The 26273-nt window shown below is 39.8% G+C and carries 22 protein-coding genes and 1 pseudogene; 19 read left to right on the forward strand and 4 right to left on the reverse strand.

Annotation, left to right across the window (positions count from 1 at the left end; translation table 11 throughout):
* Window positions 1-14: 14 nt before the first annotated feature.
* From JK635_RS20135 to JK635_RS20150, 4 genes are all read left to right on the forward strand, one after another.
* Entirely contained in the window at window positions 15-1265 is a 1251-nt protein-coding gene (locus JK635_RS20135) for a type III PLP-dependent enzyme domain-containing protein (RefSeq protein ID WP_235888256.1), read from the forward strand.
* Between the two features lie 17 nt (window positions 1266-1282).
* Window positions 1283-2296 carry an ATP-grasp domain-containing protein gene (locus JK635_RS20140; RefSeq protein ID WP_202655722.1) on the forward strand — a complete coding sequence of 338 codons (1014 nt, stop codon included), beginning with the start codon at window positions 1283-1285 and terminating at the stop codon, window positions 2294-2296.
* A gap of 70 nt (window positions 2297-2366) precedes the next feature.
* Entirely contained in the window at window positions 2367-3443 is a 1077-nt protein-coding gene (locus JK635_RS20145) for a polysaccharide pyruvyl transferase family protein (RefSeq protein ID WP_202655723.1), read from the forward strand.
* A gap of 23 nt (window positions 3444-3466) precedes the next feature.
* Complete coding sequence (locus JK635_RS20150; protein WP_202655724.1) at window positions 3467-3931, forward strand: VanZ family protein; 465 nt, start codon at window positions 3467-3469, stop codon at window positions 3929-3931.
* 56 nt (window positions 3932-3987) lie between these two features.
* Here the strand turns inward: JK635_RS20150 and JK635_RS20155 are convergent, their stop codons facing one another.
* Window positions 3988-5040, reverse strand: a complete 1053-nt coding sequence (locus tag JK635_RS20155) for a lactonase family protein (RefSeq protein WP_235888257.1) — start codon at window positions 5038-5040, stop codon at window positions 3988-3990.
* Between the two features lie 228 nt (window positions 5041-5268).
* Here JK635_RS20155 and JK635_RS20160 point away from each other — a divergent pair, with 228 nt between their 5' ends.
* Window positions 5269-5973, forward strand: a complete 705-nt coding sequence (locus JK635_RS20160; RefSeq protein ID WP_202655725.1) for a DsbA family protein — start codon at window positions 5269-5271, stop codon at window positions 5971-5973.
* A gap of 1 nt (window position 5974) precedes the next feature.
* Window positions 5975-6391, forward strand: a complete 417-nt coding sequence (locus JK635_RS20165; protein ID WP_202655726.1) for a disulfide oxidoreductase — start codon at window positions 5975-5977, stop codon at window positions 6389-6391.
* Between the two features lie 102 nt (window positions 6392-6493).
* Here JK635_RS20165 and JK635_RS20170 read toward each other — a convergent pair whose 3' ends face one another.
* Both JK635_RS20170 and JK635_RS20175 read right to left on the reverse strand, forming a co-directional pair.
* Window positions 6494-7351 (reverse strand): alpha/beta hydrolase, encoded by an 858-nt coding sequence (locus tag JK635_RS20170; protein ID WP_202655727.1) that lies wholly within the window; start codon window positions 7349-7351, stop codon window positions 6494-6496.
* Window positions 7352-7425: 74 nt separating this feature from the next.
* Window positions 7426-9039 carry a PucR family transcriptional regulator gene (locus JK635_RS20175; protein ID WP_202655728.1) on the reverse strand — a complete coding sequence of 538 codons (1614 nt, stop codon included), beginning with the start codon at window positions 9037-9039 and terminating at the stop codon, window positions 7426-7428.
* 212 nt (window positions 9040-9251) lie between these two features.
* On the opposite strand from JK635_RS20175, the pseudogene fdrA reads away from it, so the two are divergent.
* The 6 genes and pseudogenes from fdrA to JK635_RS20200 all read left to right on the forward strand — a co-directional run.
* Window positions 9252-10976 (forward strand): annotated as a pseudogene (gene fdrA, locus JK635_RS24465) (acyl-CoA synthetase FdrA); the annotation flags it as partial.
* Window positions 10977-11039: 63 nt separating this feature from the next.
* A complete protein-coding gene (locus JK635_RS24470; protein ID WP_235888267.1) occupies window positions 11040-12257 on the forward strand; it encodes a YlbE family protein in 1218 nt (405 codons plus the stop codon).
* Entirely contained in the window at window positions 12226-13146 is a 921-nt protein-coding gene (locus JK635_RS20185; protein ID WP_308077984.1) for an oxamate carbamoyltransferase subunit AllH family protein, read from the forward strand. The genes JK635_RS24470 and JK635_RS20185 overlap by 32 nt, the downstream gene beginning before the upstream one ends.
* Complete coding sequence (locus tag JK635_RS20190; RefSeq protein ID WP_202655731.1) at window positions 13112-14368, forward strand: MFS transporter; 1257 nt, start codon at window positions 13112-13114, stop codon at window positions 14366-14368. Before JK635_RS20185 ends, JK635_RS20190 begins: the two co-directional genes overlap by 35 nt.
* A 46-nt stretch (window positions 14369-14414) precedes the next feature.
* A complete protein-coding gene (gene arcC, locus JK635_RS20195) occupies window positions 14415-15374 on the forward strand; it encodes a carbamate kinase (protein WP_202655732.1) in 960 nt (319 codons plus the stop codon).
* 180 nt (window positions 15375-15554) lie between these two features.
* Window positions 15555-16820: a dicarboxylate/amino acid:cation symporter gene (locus JK635_RS20200; RefSeq protein WP_202655733.1), complete on the forward strand. Its 1266-nt coding sequence runs from the start codon at window positions 15555-15557 to the stop codon at window positions 16818-16820.
* Window positions 16821-16939: 119 nt separating this feature from the next.
* Here JK635_RS20200 and JK635_RS20205 read toward each other — a convergent pair whose 3' ends face one another.
* Window positions 16940-17386, reverse strand: coding sequence for a Dps family protein (locus JK635_RS20205; RefSeq protein ID WP_202655734.1), 447 nt, complete (start codon window positions 17384-17386; stop codon window positions 16940-16942).
* 462 nt (window positions 17387-17848) lie between these two features.
* Between JK635_RS20205 and JK635_RS20210 the strand changes: the two genes are divergently transcribed.
* The 7 genes from JK635_RS20210 (at window position 17849) to JK635_RS20240 (ending at window position 26271) form a co-directional block, all read left to right on the forward strand.
* Window positions 17849-18448 (forward strand): cell wall hydrolase, encoded by a 600-nt coding sequence (locus JK635_RS20210; RefSeq protein ID WP_202655735.1) that lies wholly within the window; start codon window positions 17849-17851, stop codon window positions 18446-18448.
* 353 nt (window positions 18449-18801) lie between these two features.
* The gene (locus JK635_RS20215; RefSeq protein WP_374049111.1) at window positions 18802-20157 is read left to right on the forward strand and encodes an APC family permease; all 1356 of its coding nucleotides are present in this window, start codon (window positions 18802-18804) and stop codon (window positions 20155-20157) included.
* Between the two features lie 255 nt (window positions 20158-20412).
* Window positions 20413-21699, forward strand: a complete 1287-nt coding sequence (locus JK635_RS20220; RefSeq protein WP_202655737.1) for a Glu/Leu/Phe/Val family dehydrogenase — start codon at window positions 20413-20415, stop codon at window positions 21697-21699.
* A gap of 22 nt (window positions 21700-21721) precedes the next feature.
* Complete coding sequence (locus JK635_RS20225) at window positions 21722-22012, forward strand: SAV0927 family protein (protein ID WP_202655738.1); 291 nt, start codon at window positions 21722-21724, stop codon at window positions 22010-22012.
* A gap of 1 nt (window position 22013) precedes the next feature.
* Window positions 22014-22283, forward strand: a complete 270-nt coding sequence (locus JK635_RS20230; protein WP_235888258.1) for a biotin/lipoyl attachment domain-containing protein — start codon at window positions 22014-22016, stop codon at window positions 22281-22283.
* Window positions 22284-22400: 117 nt separating this feature from the next.
* Window positions 22401-24527 carry a sigma 54-interacting transcriptional regulator gene (locus JK635_RS20235; protein WP_202655769.1) on the forward strand — a complete coding sequence of 709 codons (2127 nt, stop codon included), beginning with the start codon at window positions 22401-22403 and terminating at the stop codon, window positions 24525-24527.
* Window positions 24528-24798: 271 nt separating this feature from the next.
* Window positions 24799-26271, forward strand: a complete 1473-nt coding sequence (locus JK635_RS20240; protein ID WP_202655770.1) for an aldehyde dehydrogenase family protein — start codon at window positions 24799-24801, stop codon at window positions 26269-26271.
* The last annotated feature ends 2 nt before the right edge of the window (window positions 26272-26273 follow it).

A 26273-nucleotide genomic window follows, 5' to 3' on the forward strand; every position in this document is an offset into this window, starting at 1 on the left:
GTAGTGAGGTTAGGATGAATATGAACTTTCTGCAAATTAGAGACCTTGAGCAGCAATTTGGGTCTCCCTTTTTTTTACTTGATGTCAATACATTAAGAAATAATCATAAAAAGATCGATGATGCATTTAGAAGCAGATATCCCCGGTTTATTATTGGATATTCCTATAAAACGAACTATTTACCATTCTTATGTAAAGAAATGAGAAGGTTAGGTGCTTATGCTGAAGTAGTATCTCGGTTAGAGTACGATTTAGCACTAAAAATTGGTGTAAACCCCGAAAATATTATCTTTAATGGACCATTAAAAACAGCAGAGGATGTTGAACTGGCTTTAGATAATGGAAGTTTATTAAATATCGATTCTCTTTATGAATTAGAATATATTAGGGACTATTGTATTGAAAACCAGTATAAAATGGTGAAAGTTGGATTAAGGGTAAATCTCAATATTTATAATAATAGTGAAACTAGAATTCAAGAGGGATATAAAATAAGCAGATTTGGCATATGTGTTTCTAATGGTAATTTTGAATATGCAATAAATAAACTGAACAAAATTAAGAATCTTAAAATTGTGGGATTACATGGCCATATTTCGACTAGTGAAAGGAAAGTTTCGACCTATAAACAGATAACGATGGAACTATGTAAATTGGCCCATGATTATATTGGAGATTCGCTAGAATATATTGATATCGGCGGAGGGATTTTTGGGGAACTTCCGGCATCATTTCATATTCAAGCTCCGAGTTTCGATGATTATGCAGAAGCCGTTAGTTCCGTCCTGAACCAAGAGTTTAGTGAAATTGAAAATAAGCCATATTTAATACTGGAACCAGGCATTTCTATGGTAGCAAATACCTTTACATTTATTTCAAAAGTGGTGGAAGTGAAGAAGGTTCAAGATAAGTATTTTGTCTTGATTGACGGTAGCGTCCACAATATTAGGCCTACTTTGCATAAGCGCAACTTGCCTATGGAGGTAGTGAAGCAGTATAACGAAACGACGCCAATTGAAACCTACAATGTTGTTGGATATACCTGTATGGAAAAGGATTATTTAGCACATAATGTCTTCGGGGAGCTGCCGGAAATAGGAGATTATATCCTTTTTGAAAATGTAGGTGCCTATACGATCGTATTTAATCCACCGTTTATCAAAGAAAGGCCGGGAATTGTGGCTGTTGATCACGGTGCTTTTTTTATTGTCAGAAGAAAAGAAACTCTGAATGAATTTGTTAACGAGAATCTATATGTATTCTAGAAATGTAGGGGTGTAAGATGAATATTTTAATATGTAGTGCAGGAAGAAGAGTCAAATTAGTAAAATATTTTAAAGAAGAGCTTAAGAAAGTTGGGGGAGAAGTTATTGCAGTCGATTGCGACGCATCAGCCCCGGCACTGCAATTCGCGGATATTGCCCATATAGTACCACGTATTACTGACAAGGGATATATAGCCCATATTATGGAGCTATGCCGAAAGTATAAGGTTGATGCCATGCTATGCCTGATTGACCCGGAATTAAGTTTATTAGCGGAACATAAGGAAGAGTTTGAACAAGAACATGTTAAAGTGATTGTATCTGATAAAGACGTGGTAAATATTTGCTTTGACAAATACTTAACCTATCAATTGCTACAAACACATGGACTTCCGGGAATACCGACCTATTTATCTATTGATGAAATAGTTGAGGAAATGGATCAACAGCGACTTGATTTTCCATTAATTATTAAACCAAGAAACGGCAGTGCCAGTTTAGGAATATCTATCGTACATTCGTATGCGGAACTAACTGCACTTTGGAAAGATCATGGTAATTTCATTGTCCAGCCATTCATTGAAGGAAATGAATATGGTGTAGATTGCTATATTGATATATTAAATGGCAAACCAACGAATATATTTTGCAAACAAAAAATAAAGATGAGGGCTGGGGAAACAGACAAATCCATTGCCATCCATGATCCTAATTTAGTGCAATTAATTGAAGAATTGCTGTGCATCTTACGCCCTATAGGTCCAATTGATATTGATTGTTTTAAAACGGATAAAGGCTATATGATTTCCGAAATCAATCCAAGATTTGGCGGAGGGTACCCCCACGCACATGAAGAGGGACAAAATTTTGTTACATGCATTGTGAACAATCTAATGGGAATACCTAATAAGGTTGAAATTGGTAACTATGAGCATGGTTCTGTCATGATCAAGTATGATGATGTTGTATTACTGAAATCAATCGATATGATGAAAGAACAAGGTAATTTCCAAAAGTCCTTTATTGAATAGAGGAGCAAGGGCCAATTGATTTTCACCATCTGGTAAAATTTTAAAAATCTATCAAGCCGGAGTGGTTAGTATGGTAAAAGCACTGGAGTTAGTCAGCTCTTTAAGTATAATCAGGAAAATACCTATTGGATGGAAATTAAAACTTCAATATTTAATATCGAAAAAACCAAGTTATCCATTATTATCTAAAAATGACTTAAAAGTAATTGTTACCCTTGCAGCTGATTATGGAAATCTAGGCGATATAGCTATTACTTATGCACAAACAAAATTTTTGAAAGAGCATTTTCCCGATCGTCAAATTATAACAGTGCATGTTAAAGATACTTACATGCTTAATATTCTGAAGAAATCAATTGGCCCAGATGATATTATTACGATTATAGGCGGAGGAAATATGGGAGATGTATATGAGAGTTATGAAGGCCGTAGACGCTATATCATTCATTTATTTCCCAATAATAAAATCATTTCATTTCCTCAATCCATTGATTTTAGAACAAAAAAGTCACTAAACAAAAGCGTAAAGATATATTCTAAACATCAAAATTTGCATATCTTTGCGAGGGAGACTAAATCATTTGAATTAATGAGGGCCAGTTTTATTAATAATTATCTTTATTTAGTTCCTGATATTGTTTTTTACCTTAATAAGGTTATGCCGACTTTCCACCGGGATGGGATTATCCTGTGTTTACGAAATGATATTGAGAGAAGTATTTCAAAAAATCAATGGGCTAGTCTTGTAACTTTGATAGAAGGAAAATATCAAAATATTCAATATTACGACACCTTTATCGGTGATTACCAAAAAGGTAAGGAGGATGTTGAATTAGATAATATATGGAGTGCTTTTAAAAAGGCTAAGGTAGTTGTTACCGACAGATTACATGGAATGATTTTTTGTGCAATTACTAACACTCCGTGCATTGTGTTACCAAATAGTAATCATAAGATTTCAAGTACGTATTATAAATGGTTAGATCATTTAAAGTTTATTATTTATATTGAGCATTTTGATGAAAAGCAAATAGTAGAACATATAGATTCTATTTATCATAACAATCCTGAGAATGGAAAGTTTAGTTTAAATCTAACTAGTAAGTTTAGATCGTTATCAAAGGTTCTAAAGAATGAAGAAACATAATGTAATGATTAAGGACGATTTAAATGCTATTAAAAATATACAGGTTTTTTATTTCATTGCTCCCTATTGCTTACATGGTAATTATTTGGCTGCAATCCAGCCATTTTAACCCAAATTCCATCGGAAATATATTAACGATGGTGAATAGTTCCATTATTTTAGTTATCGGCACACTGTTAGAGCTTGCCCATTTAATTGAATTTGGAATCCTTTATTTTTTCATTGTAGTGGTGTTTCTTTGTTATGGATCCTTAAATAAAAGGAAAGAATTTATAGCAATCATCATCTCAGTTTTGTATGGATTAACCGATGAAATCCATCAGATATTTGTTCCATTTAGATCATTTTCATTAATAGATCTGTTAAAAGATAGTATTGGAGTTTTGGCAATTTGGTTCCTTATTCATAAGATTTATTATGCAGGAAACGATACAAGATTTAGTTTATTTTTAAAAGGGATCTCAGCTGCCTTTAATAGTAAAAAATAAGCTTTCTATTTCTATTTGACGACAGGATAAGACGTCCTCTTATCCTGTCTCCCCATTTAGTCATGCAAAAACTTCACACAAACCGGTTGCGGCACGGCAATATCCGATTCCATCAAAGTCAGCCTCCCCGAGTCCTCGTCTCTGGCAAACAGCACAAGATTTCCCGACTCCTGATTGGCCGCCACGATAAATTTTTCGCTTGGATCCAAAGCAAAATCCCGCGGCCAATCGCCCTCAGTCGAAGTATTTTCGATAAAACTAAGCTCCCCTGTTCCTTGATTTACGCTGAAAACGGCAATGCTGTTATGGCCCCGGTTGCCGGCATAAACAAAGCGTCCGTCGGAAGAAATGTGAATCGCACTGCATTGGTTATTCTCTTTAAAGTCTTCCGGAATGGTGGAGATGTATTGTTTCTCGGAAAAACGCCCATTTTCATAGTCCAGCACAATAACCTCGGAGCTTAACTCTGTCAACAAATAGGCAAAGCGGACATTTGGGTGGAATTCTAAATGGCGCGGCCCGCTTCCAGCTTTTAATGGAAGCAATTTAACCTTTGTTAGTGTGGCATCATCATGAACCTGATAGGTAATTAACGCGTCGATGCCGAGATCAATCACTGCCAGGACCTTTCCATCCGGGGTGAATCTGGAATAATGACAGCGGGCCTTATCCTGTCTGGGATCTGGACCCCGGCCTTGATGCTTAATGGTCGATGCTGCCGGCAGAATCGAGCCATCATTTCTGTTAAGAAGATGTGATTCTACTATCCCCTTATGATAGTTAGCACTAAATAAGTATTGATTTTTATCATCTGCACTTATGTAACATGGTGGTGCTCCCGGCGATAGTTGTTGATTAATGAAACTTAATTCTCCGGTTTCATTGATCGAAAAGGCTGCCACGCCCCCGTTTTCTCCATCTTTCACGATTGAATAAAGAAAGCGATTATCGCTGCTGATGGCTAAATAAGTAGGGTTTCCCAGCTCCGCCGCGACTTTAATATCTTCAATCTTTTTTTCATCCGTATTTAACGTAAAGCAATATATCCCCTTGCTTTCTCCTTTTGTATAGGTTCCAATATAACCCTTATATTTATGTATTTCCGTCATTTTTAAGCTCCTTTAGCAAATTTAGTCGTCTTATTATAACAAAAACGGTTAGTTTTTATGAAAAGGAATGCATAGCAAAGATAAATCAGTTATACTGACAGAAAGAAATAGGATGATGCACTCTTTTATTGGCAATATTGAAAGAGTTGGGTATTATTTAAACTGTATGGGACTATATTTTGTGCCTTATTTTCTGTACATATAACCGTTCGGAAAAGGAGTTTGAACATGGTAAATAAAAAAAATACAAAGCAGAGAGCGAAATCCTCATCTAAATTTGTTTTTTGGATGATCGGGTTAGTGGCTGTTTGCCTGTTGGCGTTTATTTTTATTAGTAACATGAATGATAAACCGGAAACCGCAAAAACAAAGACCAATGAGATCGATTATGCAAATCAGCCCTATCTTGGTGAAAAGTCTGCACCGGTATCGATAGTTGAATTTGGTGATTATAAATGCCCAAGCTGCAAAGATTTTGCCGAAAATGTTGTACCAATGATCCAGAAAGAACTGATCGATACGGGAAAGGCCAAGTTTTATTTTATGAATGATTCGTTTATCAATGTTGACTCGAAGCGATCGGCGCAATTCGCCGAAGCTGTTTTTCAAGAGCTGGGTAACGATACATTCTGGAAATTCCATGAGCTTCTATATAAAAAGCAGCCCGATCCAAAATACGAAAAGACCGATGTCTTTACGGAGCAATTTTTAATCGATACGTTAAAAGAAGTGGCTAGTGAACAGGAAACAGCGAGGGCAGTAAAAAATTTTAAAGCCAAGAAATCGATGAATGCCTGGAAAAAAGATATGGACTATGTTGATAAGTTAGGGGTGACGGGGACCCCAACCCTATTTATAAACGGCAAGATGTTTACTGGCAAAACAATCGATGATTTGAAAGATATGGTAGAAAAAGCAGCAAAGGAGAAGTAATATGAATAAATCCCTGCTTCTTTCTTGGATTGCTGCGATCATTGCAACGCTCGGCAGTCTGTATTTTAGTGAGGTCATGCACTTTATTCCGTGTACGTTATGCTGGTACCAGCGGATTTTCATGTACCCATTGGCGATTATTTTAGCAATAGCCGTATACCGCAATGATACCGGTATTTATAAATATGTACTACCACTATCAGTGATCGGTATGCTGATTTCGGGATATCATATTTTGCTGCAAAAGGTTCCGGCGTTGCAACCATTTGAAATGTGCAAATACGGTGTACCTTGTTCAAGAGATTATCTTAACTGGCTTGGGTTTATTACGATCCCGATGTTAGCCTTTACAGCATTTACGATAATTACTGTATGCATGATCATGATTGCCCGCAGCCATAAGCAAGAATCTCATTAATAGCTATTGAAAAAATACCACGGTTGTTGAAAACCGTGGTATTTTAATCGTAAAAAACATTAATTCATCGGGGTCTTACATATGATGGCAGTCAGGTAATGTTCAGCTCACCGTTTGATTTCCTAGGAAATCGAGGATGCGTTTATACAGTTCTTGTGACTCAGGTAAATGGGTGTTCCGGTCATAGTCATGTTCGAGGCCGTGGACGGTATATAGCTCGTTTTCTGGTATCCATTTTGCCATGGTGGATGTGATTTGATAGGGCACATCTTGATCGTCCGTACTGGCTGACAAGAAGGTCGGTGGCAATTGTCTTACATCTTCTTCCGAAAGCGAGTAATTTTCCAGCGAGTCATTTTCATTCAGCAAAGAATAGACCCATTTGCCCGTTTGCCGGTAGTAAACATAGAGCGAATACCTTTTTTCAATTGGTCCCGCGGTTATCGGTTCATTTCCAATTAGATTCTTTATTGTTGTGTACTGGAATTTCGGGAATTTTAAATAATGACGATTTGCCGCCTTTAATGATCCATTCATTAAAGAATAATAGCCATATAAACAAATGATCGCTTTTGGGCGCTTGGCAAGATGGCCTTTGGTCAATAATAAACTGAGATAAGCCCCGCTTGACCGGCCAAATAATATAAAATCGGTTGATTGAAGATCTAATGCAGCGGCGCCCTGTTGTAAAAACCAATTTACCCCGCTGGCAGCACACATAACAATATCCTTCAATTTCGTTTCAGGTGCCAGCGGATAATCGATGGCGAGAAAATCATATCCGTTATCAATGAATTGGCGGAGATAAGCTTCCGGTAAATCCAGCCGGTTCCCATAAACAAGCCCGCCGCCATGAATATAAATGATCGTTTGTTCTTTGCGGTTAGTTGGCGCTTTGGTAAAAGTCGCCTCTAAGGGAAGACTGCCCAAGCTGCCATATGGAATGGTTGTTGATTGCATTGCATTTTACTCCTTTTGCTGTGTATCGTTTTTTGCTTGTACTTATCCATGATAATTCGATTGCTAGTAAAAAATCACTTCAAAAACTCCAACACCCGTAATCCAATGTTGATTAGTAAGAGTTCTTCCGGGTCATTCAAATGGATATTAGCGATTTCCACAGCCCGTTCAATTCGATATTTTGCCGTTTTTGGATGAATGTACAACACATCGGCAGTTGCTGTGAAGTTTTGGTTATGGTCCAAAAATACCTTTAAGGTCCGGTTCAGTTCCGGATTGACTTGTTCTATTTTCCGGATATTATCAGGAATAAAGGAGTCCAACTCATTGATTTTACCTGCTTCCAAAAATAAACGGTAAATACCTAAATCATGATAGGAGACAATTTTATTCCACTTACCTCCCTTCCTCAACAGCTTCAAAATATTATTTGCCTGCCTGTTGGCAACGGGTAAATCACGGCAGTTGACTTTACTGCTAATACTTATATTTTTCGGCTGGTTTGCAAATAGAGACCTTCCGGCAAGGGAACGTACCCCCGAAGTAATCTGTTCCTTAAATGTCAACTCATCATCATCATTGGCAATGATAAAAATGATTTTGCCTTTTTTGATTAAGGAAACATACTTTTTCCAAAATTTATTGATACATTTTGAAAATTCAAGGGCGATGGTAGTACTTTCTTTCCATTTGCCTTCACTCACTTTTAAATGATCATCAATATCAAGAGTGACAATGGTAAACAAGTCAGATTCGTTAAAACGAAGATAATCTAAAATCTCCAACATTTCATCATCTGAATGATAACGTCCCAAAATGAGGTCATTGATCAGCTCATTAATATGATTTAAATGAAGCTGTTCCAAAGCATAATTTTTGATCAGCTCCATTTGCAGAAAGTTGACAGTATTTTCAAGCACCATAAAGTTTTCCGCACTCATTCTGCTGTTAAAGCAATGTATAATCAATTGATATGAATCAGTGCCCAAAGAGGGGACCTCAACAACCAGCTGTGATTGGGGAGCCTCTTTTTCAATGCAGGTATAGCTTACCAAGCGCTGGATGTATTCATAGCTTGTATATTTTTTTTTCGGCAGTGTGGTTGTTCTAATGACTTGGAAATCATCCAGTGTCGGGTCGGTGCTGCAGAATGCGGGCTGAAGATTTTTGGATAAACTGACATGCATGCCGATCATCTTGTGTAAATAATCGATGATATCCTTAGGTTTCGGTTCGTCAAGCGCCATTTTAGTATATTGCTGATTTATATCATAATAATAGTCCAAAAGAATCTTATTCTTATTGATCAACGTTTCCATGACTTTGGTGATAATTTCCTCATATTTTGTTTTTTTTGGAATTTTTATCAATGGGATATTGTACTTGTTACATTCTTCAATAAAGTTATCAGGAATCAGTTGAACGAGGCGCTCCATCTTGACAATAATGGCAGCGATACCGATTTTGTATACCTTGGCGAAAAACTCCTTTGTCTGGGCATCGGAAAAATCCCTTAGTGCGAAAAAGCTTGTTAAAATAATTTCTCCAGATTTTCCCCAATGCTCGATGTCTGGTGCTTCCATTACCATAATTCCCGTAACTTCTCTTTGCAAGCCGTTTGTTCCGGCAATCAGCTTCGAATTTTGAAAAATATCAAATTCGATTGTATCTTGAACGGTTAATGGCATCTTTCTCTCTCCTTGTATTTCCCTGAGTTGTTATCCAAAACGGTGAAAACTCTATTTATCAAAAATATATAATTATTTCAAAATAACAATATCATAGATTCGCATTATCCACAACGGATAAAAATATGCTCAATATTTATCTTTTTTCACAAATGAAATCACTTTCTCACGGGATTATACTTTAAGTATCAAAGAAAGGAGATAAAAAAATAATGCTATACACAATTATAAAAGCAAATAGCTACCAGGATTCCATCAACCTAATGCTGTTGACCAATGCTGTAAACGCATTAGAGGGCGTCAATAAGAGCCAGATTATGATGGGAACTGATGCCAACAAAGATATCTTCAAAAACTCAGGTTTGTTGACACCGGAAGCTGAGGCCGCGAGTCCGAGTGACATGGTAATTGTCGTTGATACAGATGATAAAACAGTTGTCGACCAGGTATTAGCAGAAACAGAACGGTTTCTGAATGACTTGTCCGTAAAAAACAATCAAAGTGAAAATGTTAAAAGTGTTAAAAATTGGAATGCGGCACTTGAAGCGCTGCCAGATGCCAATTTGGCGCTTGTTTCCATTCCGGGCGAATACGCAGCCGACGAAATTGAAAAAGCGTTGGACCATAATTTACATGTATTCTCCTTCAGCGACAACGTTTCCCTTGAAGATGAAGTAAGGCTGAAAAAGAAGGCACATGAAAAAGGACTGTTATTAATGGGTCCTGACTGCGGAACAGGAATCATTTCTGGCATCCCGATGGCATTTACAAACGTGGTAAATCAAGGAAACATCGGGATTGTTGGAGCAAGTGGAACCGGCATTCAAGAAGTTACCGCGATGATTGATAAATTAGGCGGCGGTGTGGTTCATGCTATCGGCACCGGTGGACGGGACTTAAGTGATAAAGTGGGCGCTATTACGGTAATGGATGCCATTGTCGGCTTAGAACATCATGATCCAACAGAGGTAATTGTTGTCATCTCCAAACCACCGGCACCGGCAGTCAGAGATAAAGTCGTACAATTGCTCCAAGATGTATCTAAGCCAGTCGTAGCCATCTTCCTTGGCGAAAAACCAGATCATCATGAAGGAAATGTGTACTTGGCCCATACATTGGAAGAAACGGCAAGAATGGCTGTCGATTTAGCAAATGGTGAAAAGGTAAAAGCAAATTACTATGAACCTGTCAGCTTTGAAGTAAAAGAGCCTCTTGCTGAGGGAAAAACAGCAAAAGGTCTCTACTCCGGCGGAACCCTTGCAGCCGAAGCAGCCATGCTGATTTCCGAAGCATTGGATTTAGGTGGCCTTATCAAAGAGGAAGGCTACATTTTAAAAGCAAACGGATTCGAAGTCATGGACCTCGGGGATGATATCTATACCCAAGGCAAGCCGCACCCAATGATTGATCCTGATGTAAGAATTAACAAAATTAAAGAGTATGCAAAGGATCCGGCAACCGGTGTTATCTTACTTGATTGTGTGCTCGGTTATGGATGCCATCCGGACATGGCAAATGCATTGGCACCAACCATTAAAGAAGCGATTGCAACAGCCAAGGCTGACGGAAGAGAGTTGTATTTTGTCGGAACGGTCGTAGGAACCAAACAAGACCCGCAGGACTACAATCAAGCTGTTAGAACGTTAGAAGAAGCCGGCGTCATTGTCGAAAAAAGCAATGCCAAGGCCGTTCAGCTGGCACTGAAATTCATGGGTAAAGAAATGGTGGAGGCAGATAAAGAAGTCATTCCGTACACGAAAGAACGGAATCCGCTGCCAAAATTAAGTGCAGCTGTTGATGAACTGTTAAATTCTATGCCTCGTGTCATTAATATTGGTCTTGAAAGTTTCACTGAGCCAATTATTAAATATGGCGGCGAAACGGCTCAATTTAGCTGGAAGCCAATGGCTGGCGGCAATAAAAAATTAATTAAGATCTTGAATGCATTAAGTAAACGGGAAGACGAAATTAAGGTCTGGAATGAAGAAGTAATTGAAAGAATGAAAAACTCACAGCCATTTTTACTGGATGTTGTTCCGGCAAAATCCGTCATTCCGGAATTAAACGGCAAAGTATTGCTTCATGCAGGCCCGCCAATTACTTGGAATGAGATGACAGGTCCAATGCAAGGATCCTGTATCGGAGCTTCGCTTTTTGAAGGATGGGCACAAACGGAAGAAGAGGCCGTGAAGCTGCTTGAATCCGGTGAAGTATCCTTTATGCCATGCCACCATGTTCACGCTGTTGGTCCAATGGGCGGAATCACTTCAGCCAATATGCCTGTGTTGGTAGTCGAGAATAAAATTGACGGCACAAGAGCTTATTGTACCATGAATGAAGGCATTGGTAAGGTGTTACGTTTTGGCGCCTACTCCAAAGAAGTGATTGACCGCTTAACTTGGATGAAGGATGTTTTAGGTCCTGTTTTGAGCCAGGCATTAAAACAAAAAGACGGCGGCATCAACCTAAATGTTATTATCGCTAAAGCCATTACCATGGGGGATGAATTCCACCAAAGAAATATTGCGGCATCCCTTGTCTTCTTAAAAGAAGTGGCACCGTTAATCCTTCAATTAGATATTGAGGAAAGCAAGAAACAGGAAGTAGTTCAATTCCTGGCAGATACCGACCAATTCTTCTTAAATATCATGATGGCAACGGGCAAATCAATCGTTGACTATGCTAGAAAATTTGATAAAGGTACTGTTGTGACAACCATGACGAGAAACGGCAAAAACTTCGGTATTCGCATCAGCGGCATGGGTGACCAATGGTTTACCGCACCGGTTAACACACCAAAAGGATTGTACTTTACCGGATTCTCTGAAGAAGACGGAAACCCTGATATCGGCGACAGCGCGATTACTGAAACGGTCGGAGTTGGCGGCATGGCGATGGTCGCAGCACCAGGGGTAACCCGGTTTGTCGGTGCCGGCGGCTTTGATGATGCTTTAAATGTATCTAATGAAATGGCAGAAATTTGCATTTCACATAACCCGAACTTTAGTATTCCAACATGGGACTTCAAAGGAAGCTGTTTAGGGATTGATATGAGGAAGGTTGTGGAAACAGGTATTACGCCAATTATCAATACCGGTATCGCCCACAAAAAAGCTGGACTTGGACAAGTTGGTGCTGGAACCGTAAGAGCTCCATTGGCTTGCTTTGAAAAAGCTTTGGAAGCATATGCCGAGAAATTGGGAATTGTTGTTGACTAATAAACCTTGCCCTTTAGTCGTGGAATATGGGACAAAAAGTAATTTTTTGTCCCTAATCCTGACTAGACCTTTACGGGGAGAAATCCACAGTGTATTTCAAACAAGTTTCAACATCCGGATTCAGCATTCCTTGATTCACATCGGGGCACTGGGAACTCCTTTATCTGCCTTTGGCATCAATATACCCCAATCGGTGCTGCAAAAATTCCTGGTAAAACTAAAGGCAGGCATGCCGATCATTTATCAAGCAGGATACTTGCAGATGGATACAGCCGATCAGCCATTTATCATCCGGCTTGACAAGCTTTCAAGCATTGATTTAAACGTGAAGCCGTTACGGATTAGGAAAGAATGGTTGGAAGAAAACGAGATCATAAAGGCAATAAAGAAAATAGATTTTGTTCAAATGACAGGGATTATTCAGGTAAAACAGGACTCTGCTATGTTGGAAAGGCTAACCAATGCGGCCCCCACCGACACGAAGATAGCTGCAGAGTGCATTGCCCATTTTTTTGGCAGAGGAATTGGTCTTACACCAAGCGGTGATGATTTTCTCTCGGGGCTTTTAATGGTGGAGGCTTTCTTTACTGATCATGCCGTTTGGAAGAATACATTAAAACGGTTTTTAAAAAACCATATGACCACAGATGTCAGTTATAGTTATTACGATTGCCTTTTAAATGGCTATGTCAGCGAGAATTTTAAGAACTTATTTTGTAATATATCCATCCAAGTTGATAAAACCAAAGCAAAAAGGCTGATAAAAAATGTTACAAACTATGGGCATACATCTGGTTATGACACTTTATTTGGGATTTTGACGGCTCTACATCAAAATTATTGGAGGATTGTTCATGGAAAACACAGCAAAAAAGAACCAAGCTGTTGAAGTTTCAAACCAGTATTGGTGGAAAGTTGTTATCTTGTTCACAATTGGCTGGGCATTAATGTATGCTGACCGCACGATTTTGAATCCAGTTCAAAACATTATTGGTGAACAATTTGACTTAAGCAATTCACAGATTGGTTTAATCAATAGCATTTTCTTCCTTACCTATGCGATTACGCAAATTCCTGGGGGGATTATCGGCGATAAATTTGGAAGAAAAATGATTATCTCAGTAGGTTTTATATTATTCGGTTTAACAACGGGTTTAACCGGTTTGGCAGGGACCTTTGGGATCTTTATGATTTGGCGGGCACTTACTGGTATTGGTGAAGGATTCTATTACGGACCGCAATACGCTTTGTCAACAGAATCGATTCCAACGAAGAATCTGACTTTAGGTACGGCGATTATTAACAGTGGTCAGGCCTTGGGTATCTCAGGCGGTTATCTGTTGTCCAGTAAATTAGTCCTTGCAGAAGGCGGACACTGGAGCCAGCCGTTTTACATCATGGCGATTCCAACGGTTATTGTCGGAATTTTATTCTACGTTATATTGCATGAAAAAGTTATTCGCCCTGAGGATAAGGGGAAAGACAGTAGTACGAAAACGAATGAACCAAAACAAAAAGTATCCCTGGGGTCTATTTTTAAAAATAGGAATTTACTGTTTATCTTCATAATGTGTTTCTGTTCCTTGTATGGCTTTTTCGTTGTAACTACTTGGCTTCCGCAATTCTTACAAGTAGAAAGAGGCTATGCCGGAACGGAAGTAGGATTCATTTCCTCATTGGTTCCTTGGGCTTCGATTCCAGGTGCGATTATTTTTGCAAGGCTTTCGGATAAATTAAAGAAATCGAAACTATTTATCTTTATTCTCGTTCCATTAGCCGCCATTTCCATTATTGCAATTGCAAATGTTCAAAATCGCACAGCACTGATCATTGCATTAATTTGTTACGGTTTATTCGGTAAGTTGGCACTTGACCCGATTATGGTTGCCTTTGTATCGAAACATGCACCAAAAATGGCCTTATCAACTGCTTTAAGTGCTTATAATTTTATCGGCATGTGCAGTTCCATCTTGGCGCCATATTTTACCGGTTGGTTCGCTGATATAGTCGGATCCATGGAAATTAGCTTCTATATTTCAGGCGCTCTGTTAATTATTGGAATGATATTCATACTGTTTACGAAAGAAAAACCTGACAAAGCAGCAGCGTAAAAATGGAAGTTTTACAGAAAAGGAACAATGGAAGAGGAGTATAAAAATGGGAAAAAGAATTGTCGTAGCATTAGGTGGAAATGCGATTTTAACAGATGATCCAACGGCGCAGGGACAACAAAACGTTTTGCGAGAAACCGCCGAAAAATTAGTTACATTAGTAAAACAGGGACATCAATTAGTGATTGCTCACGGGAATGGCCCGCAAGTCGGCAACTTGCTTAATCAGCAGCTGGCGGCTAATTCTGAAAAAAACCCGGCATTGCCACTGGATACTTGTGTGGCTATGACACAAGGGAGTATCGGCTACTGGGTACAAAATGCGATGAATGATATTTTAATAAAGGAAAACATTCAAAAGCAGGCAGTTTCAGTCGTTACTCAATGCTTGGTCAATCAAGACGATCCAGCATTTCAAAACCCTTCAAAGCCGGTTGGTCCATTCCTAACTGAGGAAGAAGCAAAAGCTGCCTCCGAAAAAGATGGGGCCCATTATAAAGAAGATGCCGGCAGAGGCTGGAGAAAGGTCGTTCCATCACCAAAGCCGGAGGAAATTCTTGAATACCCGATGGTAAAGAATCTAATTGACAACGGCTTTATCACGATCTCCGCAGGAGGCGGCGGGATCCCGGTAATTGCTACGGAAGATGGATATAAAGGGGTAGAGGCAGTGATCGATAAAGACTTTGCAGCTGCCAAGCTGGCGGAAATGCTGAATGCCGACTACTTTATTATCCTTACTGGTGTGGACAATGTGTATATTAATTTTGGTAAGGAAAATCAGAAAAAGCTTGAACAAGTCCATATTTCCGAATTAAAAGAATATATCAGCCAGAATCAGTTTGCCGCCGGTAGCATGCTGCCGAAAGTGCAAGCAGTCATTCAATTCCTGGAAAAGAGGCCGTTTGCCCAAGCGGTTATTACTTCACTCGATAATCTGGAAAACTTATTGACAGGAACGGTTGTCTCCAATTCAAGTTTAAAGGCAGTCAACCAAAACGCATAAGTAAAGTTGGATTAAATGCAGGACAAGTTGATTATTTACGATTATATGGTGTGAACCGGCTTTATTGGTCTGGGGAGAATATCAGTCTGCCCCAGACCCTTTATTCCCCTCCGATGGCGTTCCCCAGGTAAAATCATCAACATGTCCGGGTCAAGAGTAGAAAAGCTAGGAGAGGTACACATGGATAACATCAAAAAAATGAACATGACCACTCAGATTATTATAGCTACTATATTGGGCGTGCTTGTTGGTGTACTGTTTGGGGAACGAATGACGGCAATAAATGTCATTGGAAATATTTTTCTGAGGCTGATCCAAATGTCCATTGTCTTATTAGTAATGGGACAAATTATAGAAGCTGTCGGCAACCTAAACCCCAAACAATTGGGAAGGCTCGGCCTCAAAACGGTCATCGTATTCATGGTGTCTTCGCTATTGGCAGCTTTCTTCGGTACGCTGATGGGGGTTTTTTTTCAGCCGGGAAAAGGAATTGATTTCAGTCTAATAACGGGTAAAAAGGTTCCTAAACTGGGTGCTTCCAGTTCACTCCAGGATACCATTTTAAATTTCTTCCCGAATAATATCATCCACTCCATGGCACAAGGGATGATTGTTCAAGTCATCGTGTTTGCTGTCCTTTTTGGCTTGGCGATAAGTTTCGTAAGGCTGGAGAATCCGGACAATAAATTATTGCAAATCACAATCGATTTCAACTCTGTTGTGTTAAAGATGATCAGTTTCATTATGAAATTTGCCCCGATCGGCATCTTTTTTATCCTTGCTTCTACAGTTGGCAAAATGGGAATAAAAGTATTATTGCCATTAGGAAAATATCTGGCTGTTTATGGTCTTTCGACACTTCTCTTTTTGTTCATATGGATCATAGTGGTGGCATTGTACTGTCATGTCCGTCCTGCCCGGTTAATAAAAAATATGATGCAAATGTCAATGATGGCTCTGGCAACAACATCCTCTGCAATCACATTACCTGTTGAGTTGAAGGATGCTCAAGAGAAATTGGGTATCAAAGAGAAAGTGGCAAAATTGGTGCTTCCGCTGGGAATGTCCTTGAACAGCAATGGTTCAGCGATGCATATGGCGATCACCCTAGTGACAATCTCACAAATTTACGGTTATTCTCATTCGGCAGGCGGTTATTTTTACATCGTTGTTCTATCTACCTTGGCTTCTTTGGCAAATGCCGTTGTGCCAGGTGCCGGTTTGGTTTCCCTGTCCATTGTCATCCCGCAAATGGGACTGCCGATGCAAAGCATTGCCTTGTTTGCCGGTGTAGATTGGTTCGTCGGCATGCTGCGGACCATCCTCAATGTAGATTCCGATGTATTTAGCGCCTTAATTGTTGCCAAAGGAGAAAAAGCCATAGACTACGCTATATTTAATCGAGACAGTCAAAGCGTAAAATTAGAAATGACAAAGATCCGTTAGGAAGCATGGGGAGCGTACCCATGCTTATTTGTTTCATTAGTTTACTCATTCGAACTGTGCCCCCATATAACAATAAGCCCAACCAGTAAAAGTTGGGCTTTCGCAACGTGTTTCTTCTATTATATTGCTTTGCCAAGAAAGGCAGTTAACATCCAGACATGCTTTTCCAATCCGGAATGAATGGCCAGCAGCATATCACCAGTCGTTTCATCATGCAGCTCATCGGCACGGCTCATTCCTTCTTTTAATTCGCCAATGATGATTGAAAAGTCATTAATAATGGATTGTACCATTTCAGTGGCCGATTCATTTCCCGTTGCTTCCTGGATAGAGGAAATTTCCAGGCATTCTTTCATTGTCGCAACAGGGCTTCCACCAATTGCCAACAGCCGTTCGGCCAATTCATCTACATGGGTTCCGGCTTCATTATAAAATTCCTCGAATTTAGCGTGTAAAGTGAAGAACTGATCACCTTTCACATACCAATGGTAATTATGTAATTTGACATACATAACAGACCAATTAGCGACTTGTTTGTTCAATACGTCCACTAATTGTTTATCCATCAATAAAGCCTCCTTTTTTAGCTAATAGGGATAAAATTTGTACAAATTTTATCCTTTCCTATACCGCTTAAATTCAACTACGCCTCATGAACCGTCCTTACGGATTCGCCAGTTGGCGAGTTTTCATTTAATACATATATATTTTACCCGAGTTGAGGTGAAAATCTTCGGTCAATTTTGTGAAAAAGTTGTCGATATTGTGAAATTAAGTGGAGTTTTTTGGATTTACAATGTTACTTTTTTGTAATCGTTTGTAATATTGTATCCTTCTCCAACCAACTGTGGATAATACCGGAAATAAAACACGATCGGGTAAAATTTCCAACCTGTATGAAAACATTATCATAATAGGAGATAAATCATCTTTTTTATAGTTACCATATTTTGGGTAATGATTAGCAATGTTACAACTGATAGCCTTATAGATAGATAAGCCGAGCAACTATCTAGGAGGTTATGAACATGAAAAAATTAAAAAAGCTAGTTATTTCAGCAGGATTAATTTTATCAATGTCGGCATTTACGCTGAACGGAACAACGGAAGCAGCAACAACACATAAGGTTCAGTCTGGAGAAACGTTTTGGAAGATTGCCGTAAAATATGGAGTACCAGTTAAAAGTCTTTTAACGGCTAACCATAAAACTGGCAGTCTGTTATATCCAGGAGAAAATCTAGTAATCCCAAATTCTTCGGTTACAGCGGCTGAAAAAGACTTAATGGCACGACTTGTTCATGCTGAAGCTAAGGGAGAACCATATGCCGGTAAGGTTGCCGTTGCCACCGTTATTCTTAATCGTGTAGCCAGCCCGGATTTTCCGAATACGATAAGCGGGGTAATCTATGATAAAGAAAATGGCCACTATGCGTTTACACCGGTAATGAATGGTGCGATTAAACAACCTGCTGATGCCGCATCAAAGAAAGCTGTCAATGAAGCATTGGCATTTAGAGGCCAAGGCAGTGGATCCCTCTTTTTCTATAATCCAAAAACTGCGGTCAGCAAATGGGTTGCCACGCGCCAAGTAACAGTAAAAATCGGCAACCATGTCTTTGCAAAATAATCATTTACTCTTAGAATCTCAAAAATCATAGCATTTTATCCAAAAAGCAGCGAATCCAAAAACGGATGATCGCTGCTTTTTTTGCATGTCTGAATATGTTCTTAAGGAACAAAGTTGTTATGCAGCTACGAGTAACTTATGCAAAATGACATAAATATTAACTGAATAATTTAAAATTTCACTGAAATGGATAGTGTAATTTTGGCATGAAAATTGCAATTATTTAAAATAATTAATCAACTCATTCCTAAAGGAGATGATCAGCCTGTTATAAGGAATTGTATGTAAGAGCACTCCAGTAAATAAATGTAAGGGATTTCATTCGAAAGATAAACAATTGGGGGATGATAAAATTGGGCACAAATACTTCGTTAAAACGGTCATTAGGGTTATGGGCAATTGTTGGACTAGGTTTAGGATATATGACACCAACAGTCGTATTCGATACGTTTGGAATTGTATCAGAAGAAACGAATGGTGTTGTTCCGCTTGCCTATCTTACAGCACTGCTGGTGATGTTGCTGACAGCCATCAGTTACGGAAAAATGGTCAAAGTTTTTCCAAGTGCAGGTTCGGCATATACGTATACAAGAGAAACCATGAGTCCGCACCTTGGTTTTTTGGTCGGTTGGGCAGCACTGCTTGATTATATCCTGCTGCCGATGGTAAATGCCTTAATTATTCGGATTTATATGGTTTCGGTGTTTCCGGATGTCCCGGCCTGGATTTGGGTAATCAGCTATGTGGCTGTGGTAACGGCCATTAATGTTTGGAGTATGGGGAAAACCTCTAATTTAAATTCCTTACTGGTTGTTTTTGAAATTGTCTTAATCGGGGCATTTATTGTTTTGGCATTTATTAAGCTTTCGCAGGGAATGGGACAAGGTACTATTTTTACAGCTGAACCACTGTTTCATTCAAATGTTCATTTGGGAGCAGTTTTAACAGGAGCAACGGTAGTTTGTTTCTCGTTTATCGGTTTTGACGCGGTAACGATGTATGCCGAGGAAGCCATTGATGAAAAAACATTGCCGCGGGCGATTATGTTGACGGTGCTGATCGGCGGCGCGATCTTTTTTGTTGCCGGTTATTTTGCCCAGTCGCTGTTTCCAGATGTATCTGGTTTTAAAGTAACAGATGACACACTGCCGGAAATTGGCTTGTATGTAGGGGGAACCATTTTCAAACTTATATTCCTTTCCGGTGCTTTTGCGGCAACCGTAGCTTCCGGACTTGCCTCTCACGCCAGTGTATCACGGCTTTTGTATGTAATGGGACGTAATGGGGTCCTGCCAAAGCGGTTTTTTGGTTATGTCCACCCAAAATTCCGGACACCGGCTTTTAACGTGATCATTGTTGGTCTTGTTTCACTTCTGGCGATTGCACCAAGCTTGGAATTGATTTCATCCTTTATTAACTTTGGAGCGTTAATTGCCTTTACCTTTGTAAACTTATCGGTCATTGCTTATTTTATTTTCCGGAAAAAAAGATATAAAACCGGGAAAGATATATTTTCCTACTTGATTATGCCGATTCTCGGGGCCGGCTCAACCGGTATTCTGTGGGTAAACCTTCAGGCTGATGCTCTTATCGGAGGAATCGTCTGGGTTATCATCGGGTTTCTCTATCTGCTTATCCAAACCAGATTCTTTAAAGTCAATATGGCTGATTTTGCATTTGAGGATGCTGATCGAAATACAACATTATAATGGATACAGGAGGAGCAAAACTGCTCTTCCTTTTTTGGTTACTAAGAAGGCATAAGTTTAACTACGCCTCATGCCAGCCGGTAAGCTTTCATTTTCAATAATATTATTCAATTTTGCATAATAAAGTCATTTCTTCATAATGTTTTTATTCACTTTTGCAACAATGACTGAAAAATACACCGAGAATCTCCTTTTCTAGGTGTTGGCACGGAACTTGCTTAGTGTTTTTATAACAACTATAAATGAGGTGTTAACATGGCAATCGACTCACTTGATGTCAAAAAGAAAGAAGTTTTACCGGAGGACAATGCCTTAATCGAGTTCCAGGAAACGCTTAAAGAAGCGGTTGAAATTTTACATTATCCGGAACAGGTTTATGAATTTCTAAGGAAACCGATGAGATTTTTGGAAGTAAGTATTCCGGTTCGAATGGATAATGGACAAACGCAAATTTTCCAAGGGTTCCGGGCCCAGCATAACGATGCAACCGGACCGACAAAAGGAGGGATTCGCTTTCATCCGGATGTGACAGCGGATGAGGTGAAAGCGCTGGCCGGCTGGATGAGTCTGAAGTGCGGTGTGACCGATTTGCCGTACGGCGGGGCCAAAGGAGGAATTATCTGCGATCCGCGAAAAATGAGTCAGGATGAGCTGGAACGACTAAGCAGAGGCTATGTCAGAGCAGTCAGTCAACTGGTTGGACCGACGAAGGATATTCCGGCACCGGATATGTATACAAATTCGCAAATCATGGCTTGGATGCTCGATGAATATGATCATATTAGGGAATTTGACTCACCAGGCTTTATTACCGGCAAGCCGATTACCCTTGGCGGTTCGAAGGGCAGGGAAACGGCTACATCTAAAGGGGTTTTATATACATTACAGCGGGTTTGCGAATTAAGAAAATTGGAGTTAAAAGACACCCGTGTTATCATTCAAGGATTTGGTAATGTTGGCAGCTATCTAGCAAAATATTTATATGAACTTGGAGCAAAAGTCATTGGAATTGGTGATGTGCTAGGCGCGTTATATGATGAAAATGGTTTGGATATTCCGTACTTATTAGAAAATCGAGACTCCTTCGGGATCGTCTCAAACCGTTTTGATGACGCTATCAGTAATCAGGAGCTATTGGAAAAAGAGTGCGACATATTAATTCCAGCAGCTATATCCGGCGTTATTAATCAGCATAATGCAGATAGAATCAAATGTCAGATTGTCATTGAGGCGGCAAATGGCCCTACAACGAAGGACGCGCTAACCATATTGGATGAACGGGGCATTCTTGTTGTTCCAGATATATTGGCCAATTCCGGCGGTGTGATTGTGTCTTATTTTGAGTGGTGCCAAAACAATCAGGGCTTCTATTGGACAGAGACAGAAGTGGATACCCGGCTTAAAGAAAAAATGAATACAAGCTTTGAAAATGTTTATCATACGGCAAAAAAATACGGTGTCAATATGAAGATTGCCGCTTATATTGAAGGAATACAAAAGTTAGCAGAAGCTTCCAGGCTGAGAGGATGGTTAAAATATTGATCTTATAAGGGGGAATAAATGAATGAATCTTGAAATCTTATCAGAATTAAAAGAACACCAGCTGCTGCGCTATTTTTGCCTTATTTCCAATAATCACCGTTATGATTTAACGGTTGGCTATTCCGAACATTTTTTTGGAAAAGCAATGGTAACGTCGATTCAGACAGGAAAGATGGTGCTGCTCTGTAAGGCTGATATAAATGAAGATATCTACTGGGCTGACAGGCTGGGAATTCAACAGGAAGATATTGCTGAATTCAAGGATTTCTTTGGAATGGTATTACAAAAAAGTCCCTTTCAGGAGCAATATTAAAATGAGGTTAGAAGGTGATTATATGTGTTTTGGTGTTCTCCTCAGCCCTTGTTATGGAAAAATAGCGACGATTCCGATTAAAGATTCTGATCGAATTTACGAGTGGGAACCATTATTTACAATCAGGCGAGAAGATGGCTCCTACGAAATTGTTCAAACCTCCTTGAGCGGAAGAATTGAATCAATTGAAGTGCAGGAAGGCGAAACCGTCATTCCTGGAATGGTCCTGGCCTATGTAAAAGAAGATTTATTTGTAACCGGTAGTGACTAATAAAAAGTTGAGAGGATGTGGTGCTTGAGCCATATCTTCTTTTTTTTAGTATACTATTTATAAGATTCAGAAAAGTGGTAAGATAAACTTGATATGTGCAAAGGGGGAGTCATAATGATGTATTCCGTTAAAAAGGAAAAGATTAAACCGATTATTTCTGTTGCCATAGATGAGGGTAAGGATGTATTATGCTCTACTTTGAAGAACCTCAAAGAACCATTTGTCTTTTTGAAAAAAGAAGATCAAATATTTGCTTATGCAGCATGGAATAAACCTTTGCAGGTGGCGCTCGAAAAACACGACTATTCCCCTGAGGTATTGGTTGAACACGCTAAATCAATTGATAGTATTTGTTGCCTAAGGGAACAGATTTCCTTTACGGATTTATTTCAAATTATTGGGGAACCGTTTGCGCTAGTCAGGGCCGAGGATGGCAGTCCGCAAGGCTACATAAGCCGGGAGGATGCACTGGCAGAGCTTTTTAAACAGGAAAATAAAGGTGTTGACCTGCTCAAAATTCTCCTCACTTCCATTCCAATGGGGATATTTATATTAGATAAAGAAAAGCAAATTATTAATTGTAATGAGTCCGGTTTAAAAATGATAAAATCAACTGCTGACAAAGTTTTAAACGCTCCAGGGGAAAGGATTTTTAGCAAAAAACATCTTAGCAAGGTCTTTTCCAGCGGTAAAACGCTTCTTAATCACCTTGAAATTACTAATGGAGTAGGAGTACTTGTTGATTATAGTCCAATTTTAGGTTACGACCAGCAGGTTGAAGGGGCGGTTATCGTTGTTCAGGATTTACCAATGGTGGAAGAGATGGCCATGGAAATTGAATATATTAAGGATTTAAATAAAGACTTAAATGCCATTCTATCCAGTATTTATGATGAAATTCTTGTGGTAAATGCAAAAGGCGAACTCATCCGCTATAGCGAAAATATCATTCAAGACTTTTGGCAGGTGGACTTGAAGGAGTTGATTGGAAAAAACGTCCTTGACCTTGAAGATCAGGGGCTCTTTACGCCATCTGTGACCAGACTTGTGATTGAAAAGCAGAAAAAGGTATCGGTTGTTCAGGAAACAAAAAGCGGCCGAAAAATCCTTGCAGTCGGCAATCCCGTGTTTAATGAAAAACAGGAATTGGAACGGATTATTATTGCCTCACGCGATATTACCGAGACCACAAAGTTAAAAAGTGAATTGCAGGAAATGAAGAAAATCTCGGAGCAATATAAAAAGGAGTTAGATGATTTTAAAAGCAAGGACCGGTTCTTAAAAAAGTTGATATACTGCAGTCCAAAGATGGAAAAAATTATGAATCAGGTTCAAAAGATTGCTGAGTTTTCCTCGACAGTACTGTTATATGGTGAATCGGGGGTCGGAAAAGAGGTTATTGCTCAAGCGATCCATCATTTAGGCAACCGTTCGCATAAGCCATTTTTAAAATTGAATTGTGGTGCGATACCGGAAAATTTATTGGAAAGCGAATTATTTGGTTATGCCAAGGGCGCATTTACCGGTGCTGATAAGAATGGTAAAGACGGCTACTTCAAACAGGCGGACGGGGGAATTTTGTTTCTCGATGAAATTGGTGAAATGCCGATGCATCTCCAGGTGAAATTATTGCGAGTGCTTCAGGAGCAGGAAGTGATTCCGGTCGGAAGTACGACTCCGATTAAAGTGGATGTGCAAATTATTGCGGCAACCAATAAAAATTTGGCGAAAATGGTTGAAGCCGGTACTTTTCGCCAAGATTTATACTATCGCTTAAATGTTATTCCAATTCAAATTCCGCCGCTTCGGGAGCGGACGGAAGATATTTCCTTGCTCGCATTTCACTTTTTGCAGCAGTTGAATGAAAAATATAATCGTAACTATCATTTAACGCCTGATGCTATCAATGTCCTTGAATTTTATTCATGGCCGGGAAACGTGCGCGAGCTGCAAAATATTATCGAAAGGCTAGTGGTCACTGCTGACCATCCTGCCATTGACGCTGAGTTTGTTAGTCAATTTTTATCATTAGGCTATGAAAATAAGAAAATGAAGCCGGTCATTACGAGAGTGATTCCATTACAGGAAGCGCTGGACCATGTTGAAGAGCAGCTGATCGTCATGGCGATGAATCAATACAAAACGACAACAAAGGCTGCCAAGGCATTGGGAATCAGTCAATCGTCCGTAAGTCGGAAATATCAAAAAATCTTAAGTGAAAAAAATATGAAGGTTGAAATGTGAGACATTTATCCCGCCTTAACGGGCAGTAGGCCCCCCACTGATGGAAGTTTCACTTTGTCATGACAAAAAAGCTGTTTGGATACTCGGATCTGAAACAGCTTTTTTAATATTCTGTTTTCTATGCAAATGGAAATACCTCTATGCGAATATGAATAGGTTTTCTGGGCGATCCCCCGTCGCTTGCGCTTTTCTAATTGGCACGGTTCTTGCATCTATAAATAAGTGAGGAATCTAAAAGGAGGAATTGGATATGGTTGAGGTAAAAAATCGTGTGATTAATCTTAAAATGTATATCGATGGCGAATGGAAGGATGCCGAAAATCAAGAAACACGCCCTGTCATAAATCCTGCTACCGGAGAAGTAATTGCCCATGCTCCTGAAGGAACGGTTGCAGATGCCCGCGCGGCCATTTATGCGGCCCGAAAAGCTTTCGAAGCCGGTGTTTGGTCCGGATTATCAGCACAGGAAAGAGCCTCCTATTTATTGAAAATTGCCGATAAAATTGATGAATATGCCGATGAATTAACCGAACTTGAAACGATGGATAACGGAAAACCATTGAGAGAAGCAGGATTCGACGTTGCCGATGCGGCTGCCTGCTTCCGCTATTATGCAGGCTTGATTAAAGCACCGGATGGTTATACTTACCATGTAGCCGACCCGATGCAGGCAATGGTCGTTCGGGAACCGGTCGGTGTCTGCGGACTGATCGTTCCCTGGAACTATCCATTATTGATGAGTGTATGGAAGCTTGCGCCAGCGCTTGCGGCAGGTAATACCGTCGTCTATAAACCATCAGAGGTTACTCCGGTTACGCCGATGAAACTGTTTGAAATTTTTGAAGAGGTTGGTTTACCAAAAGGTGCAGCCAATATGGTTATGGGTGCCGGCCCAGTGGTTGGTCATGAAATCGCCTCCCATCCGGAAGTTGATATGGTTTCCTTTACCGGCGGTACAAAAACAGGAAAACATATCATGAGAACGGCTGCCGATACGATGAAAAAAGTTTCCTTGGAGTTAGGCGGAAAATCGCCAAATATCATTTTTGCTGATGCTGATTTTGAAGTCGCGGTTGATTATGCATTATTCGGGATTTTTTCTGGAGCCGGTCAGGTTTGTTCTGCAGGTTCAAGAATTCTGGTTGAAGAAAGCATTTATGATAAATTTGTGGCCCGCTTTGTAGAAAGAGCGAAAAAAATCAAGGTCGGACCGGGTAATGACCCAGCGACCGAAATGGGCCCGCTTGTCAGTGCCCAGCATTTAGAAAAAGTACTTCATTATATTGAGCTTGGTAAACAAGAAGGGGCAACGGTCGCCTGCGGCGGAAACCGTATCGTCAAAAGTGGCTTGGAAAAGGGGTATTTTGTTGAGCCGACTGTATTTGTTGATGTCAAGCAAGACATGCGAATCGTTCAGGAGGAAATCTTTGGCCCTGTTTGTGTCATTCAGAAGTTTAAGGATGAAGCGGAAGCCATCAAGCTTGCCAACGGCACTGTTTATGGACTGGCAGGAGGAGTTTTCTCCAATGATGGAGCAAAAGCCTTGCGGGTGATTAAAAGCTTGCGCGCCGGAATTACTTGGATCAATTCCTACCATCCTACTTATAATGAGGCGCCATGGGGCGGTTATAAGCAAAGTGGAATCGGCCGCAGCCTAGGCACATTTGGTCTTGAGGAATTCCAGGAAATTAAACAAATTAATATCAATTTACAAGTTGAGCCTGTAGGCTGGTTTGAAAACTAAAA

Origin of the sequence: Neobacillus paridis (assembly GCF_016765675.1) — a bacterium.
In the GTDB taxonomy this organism is placed as follows: Bacteria; Bacillota; Bacilli; order Bacillales; family Cytobacillaceae; genus Neobacillus; species Neobacillus paridis.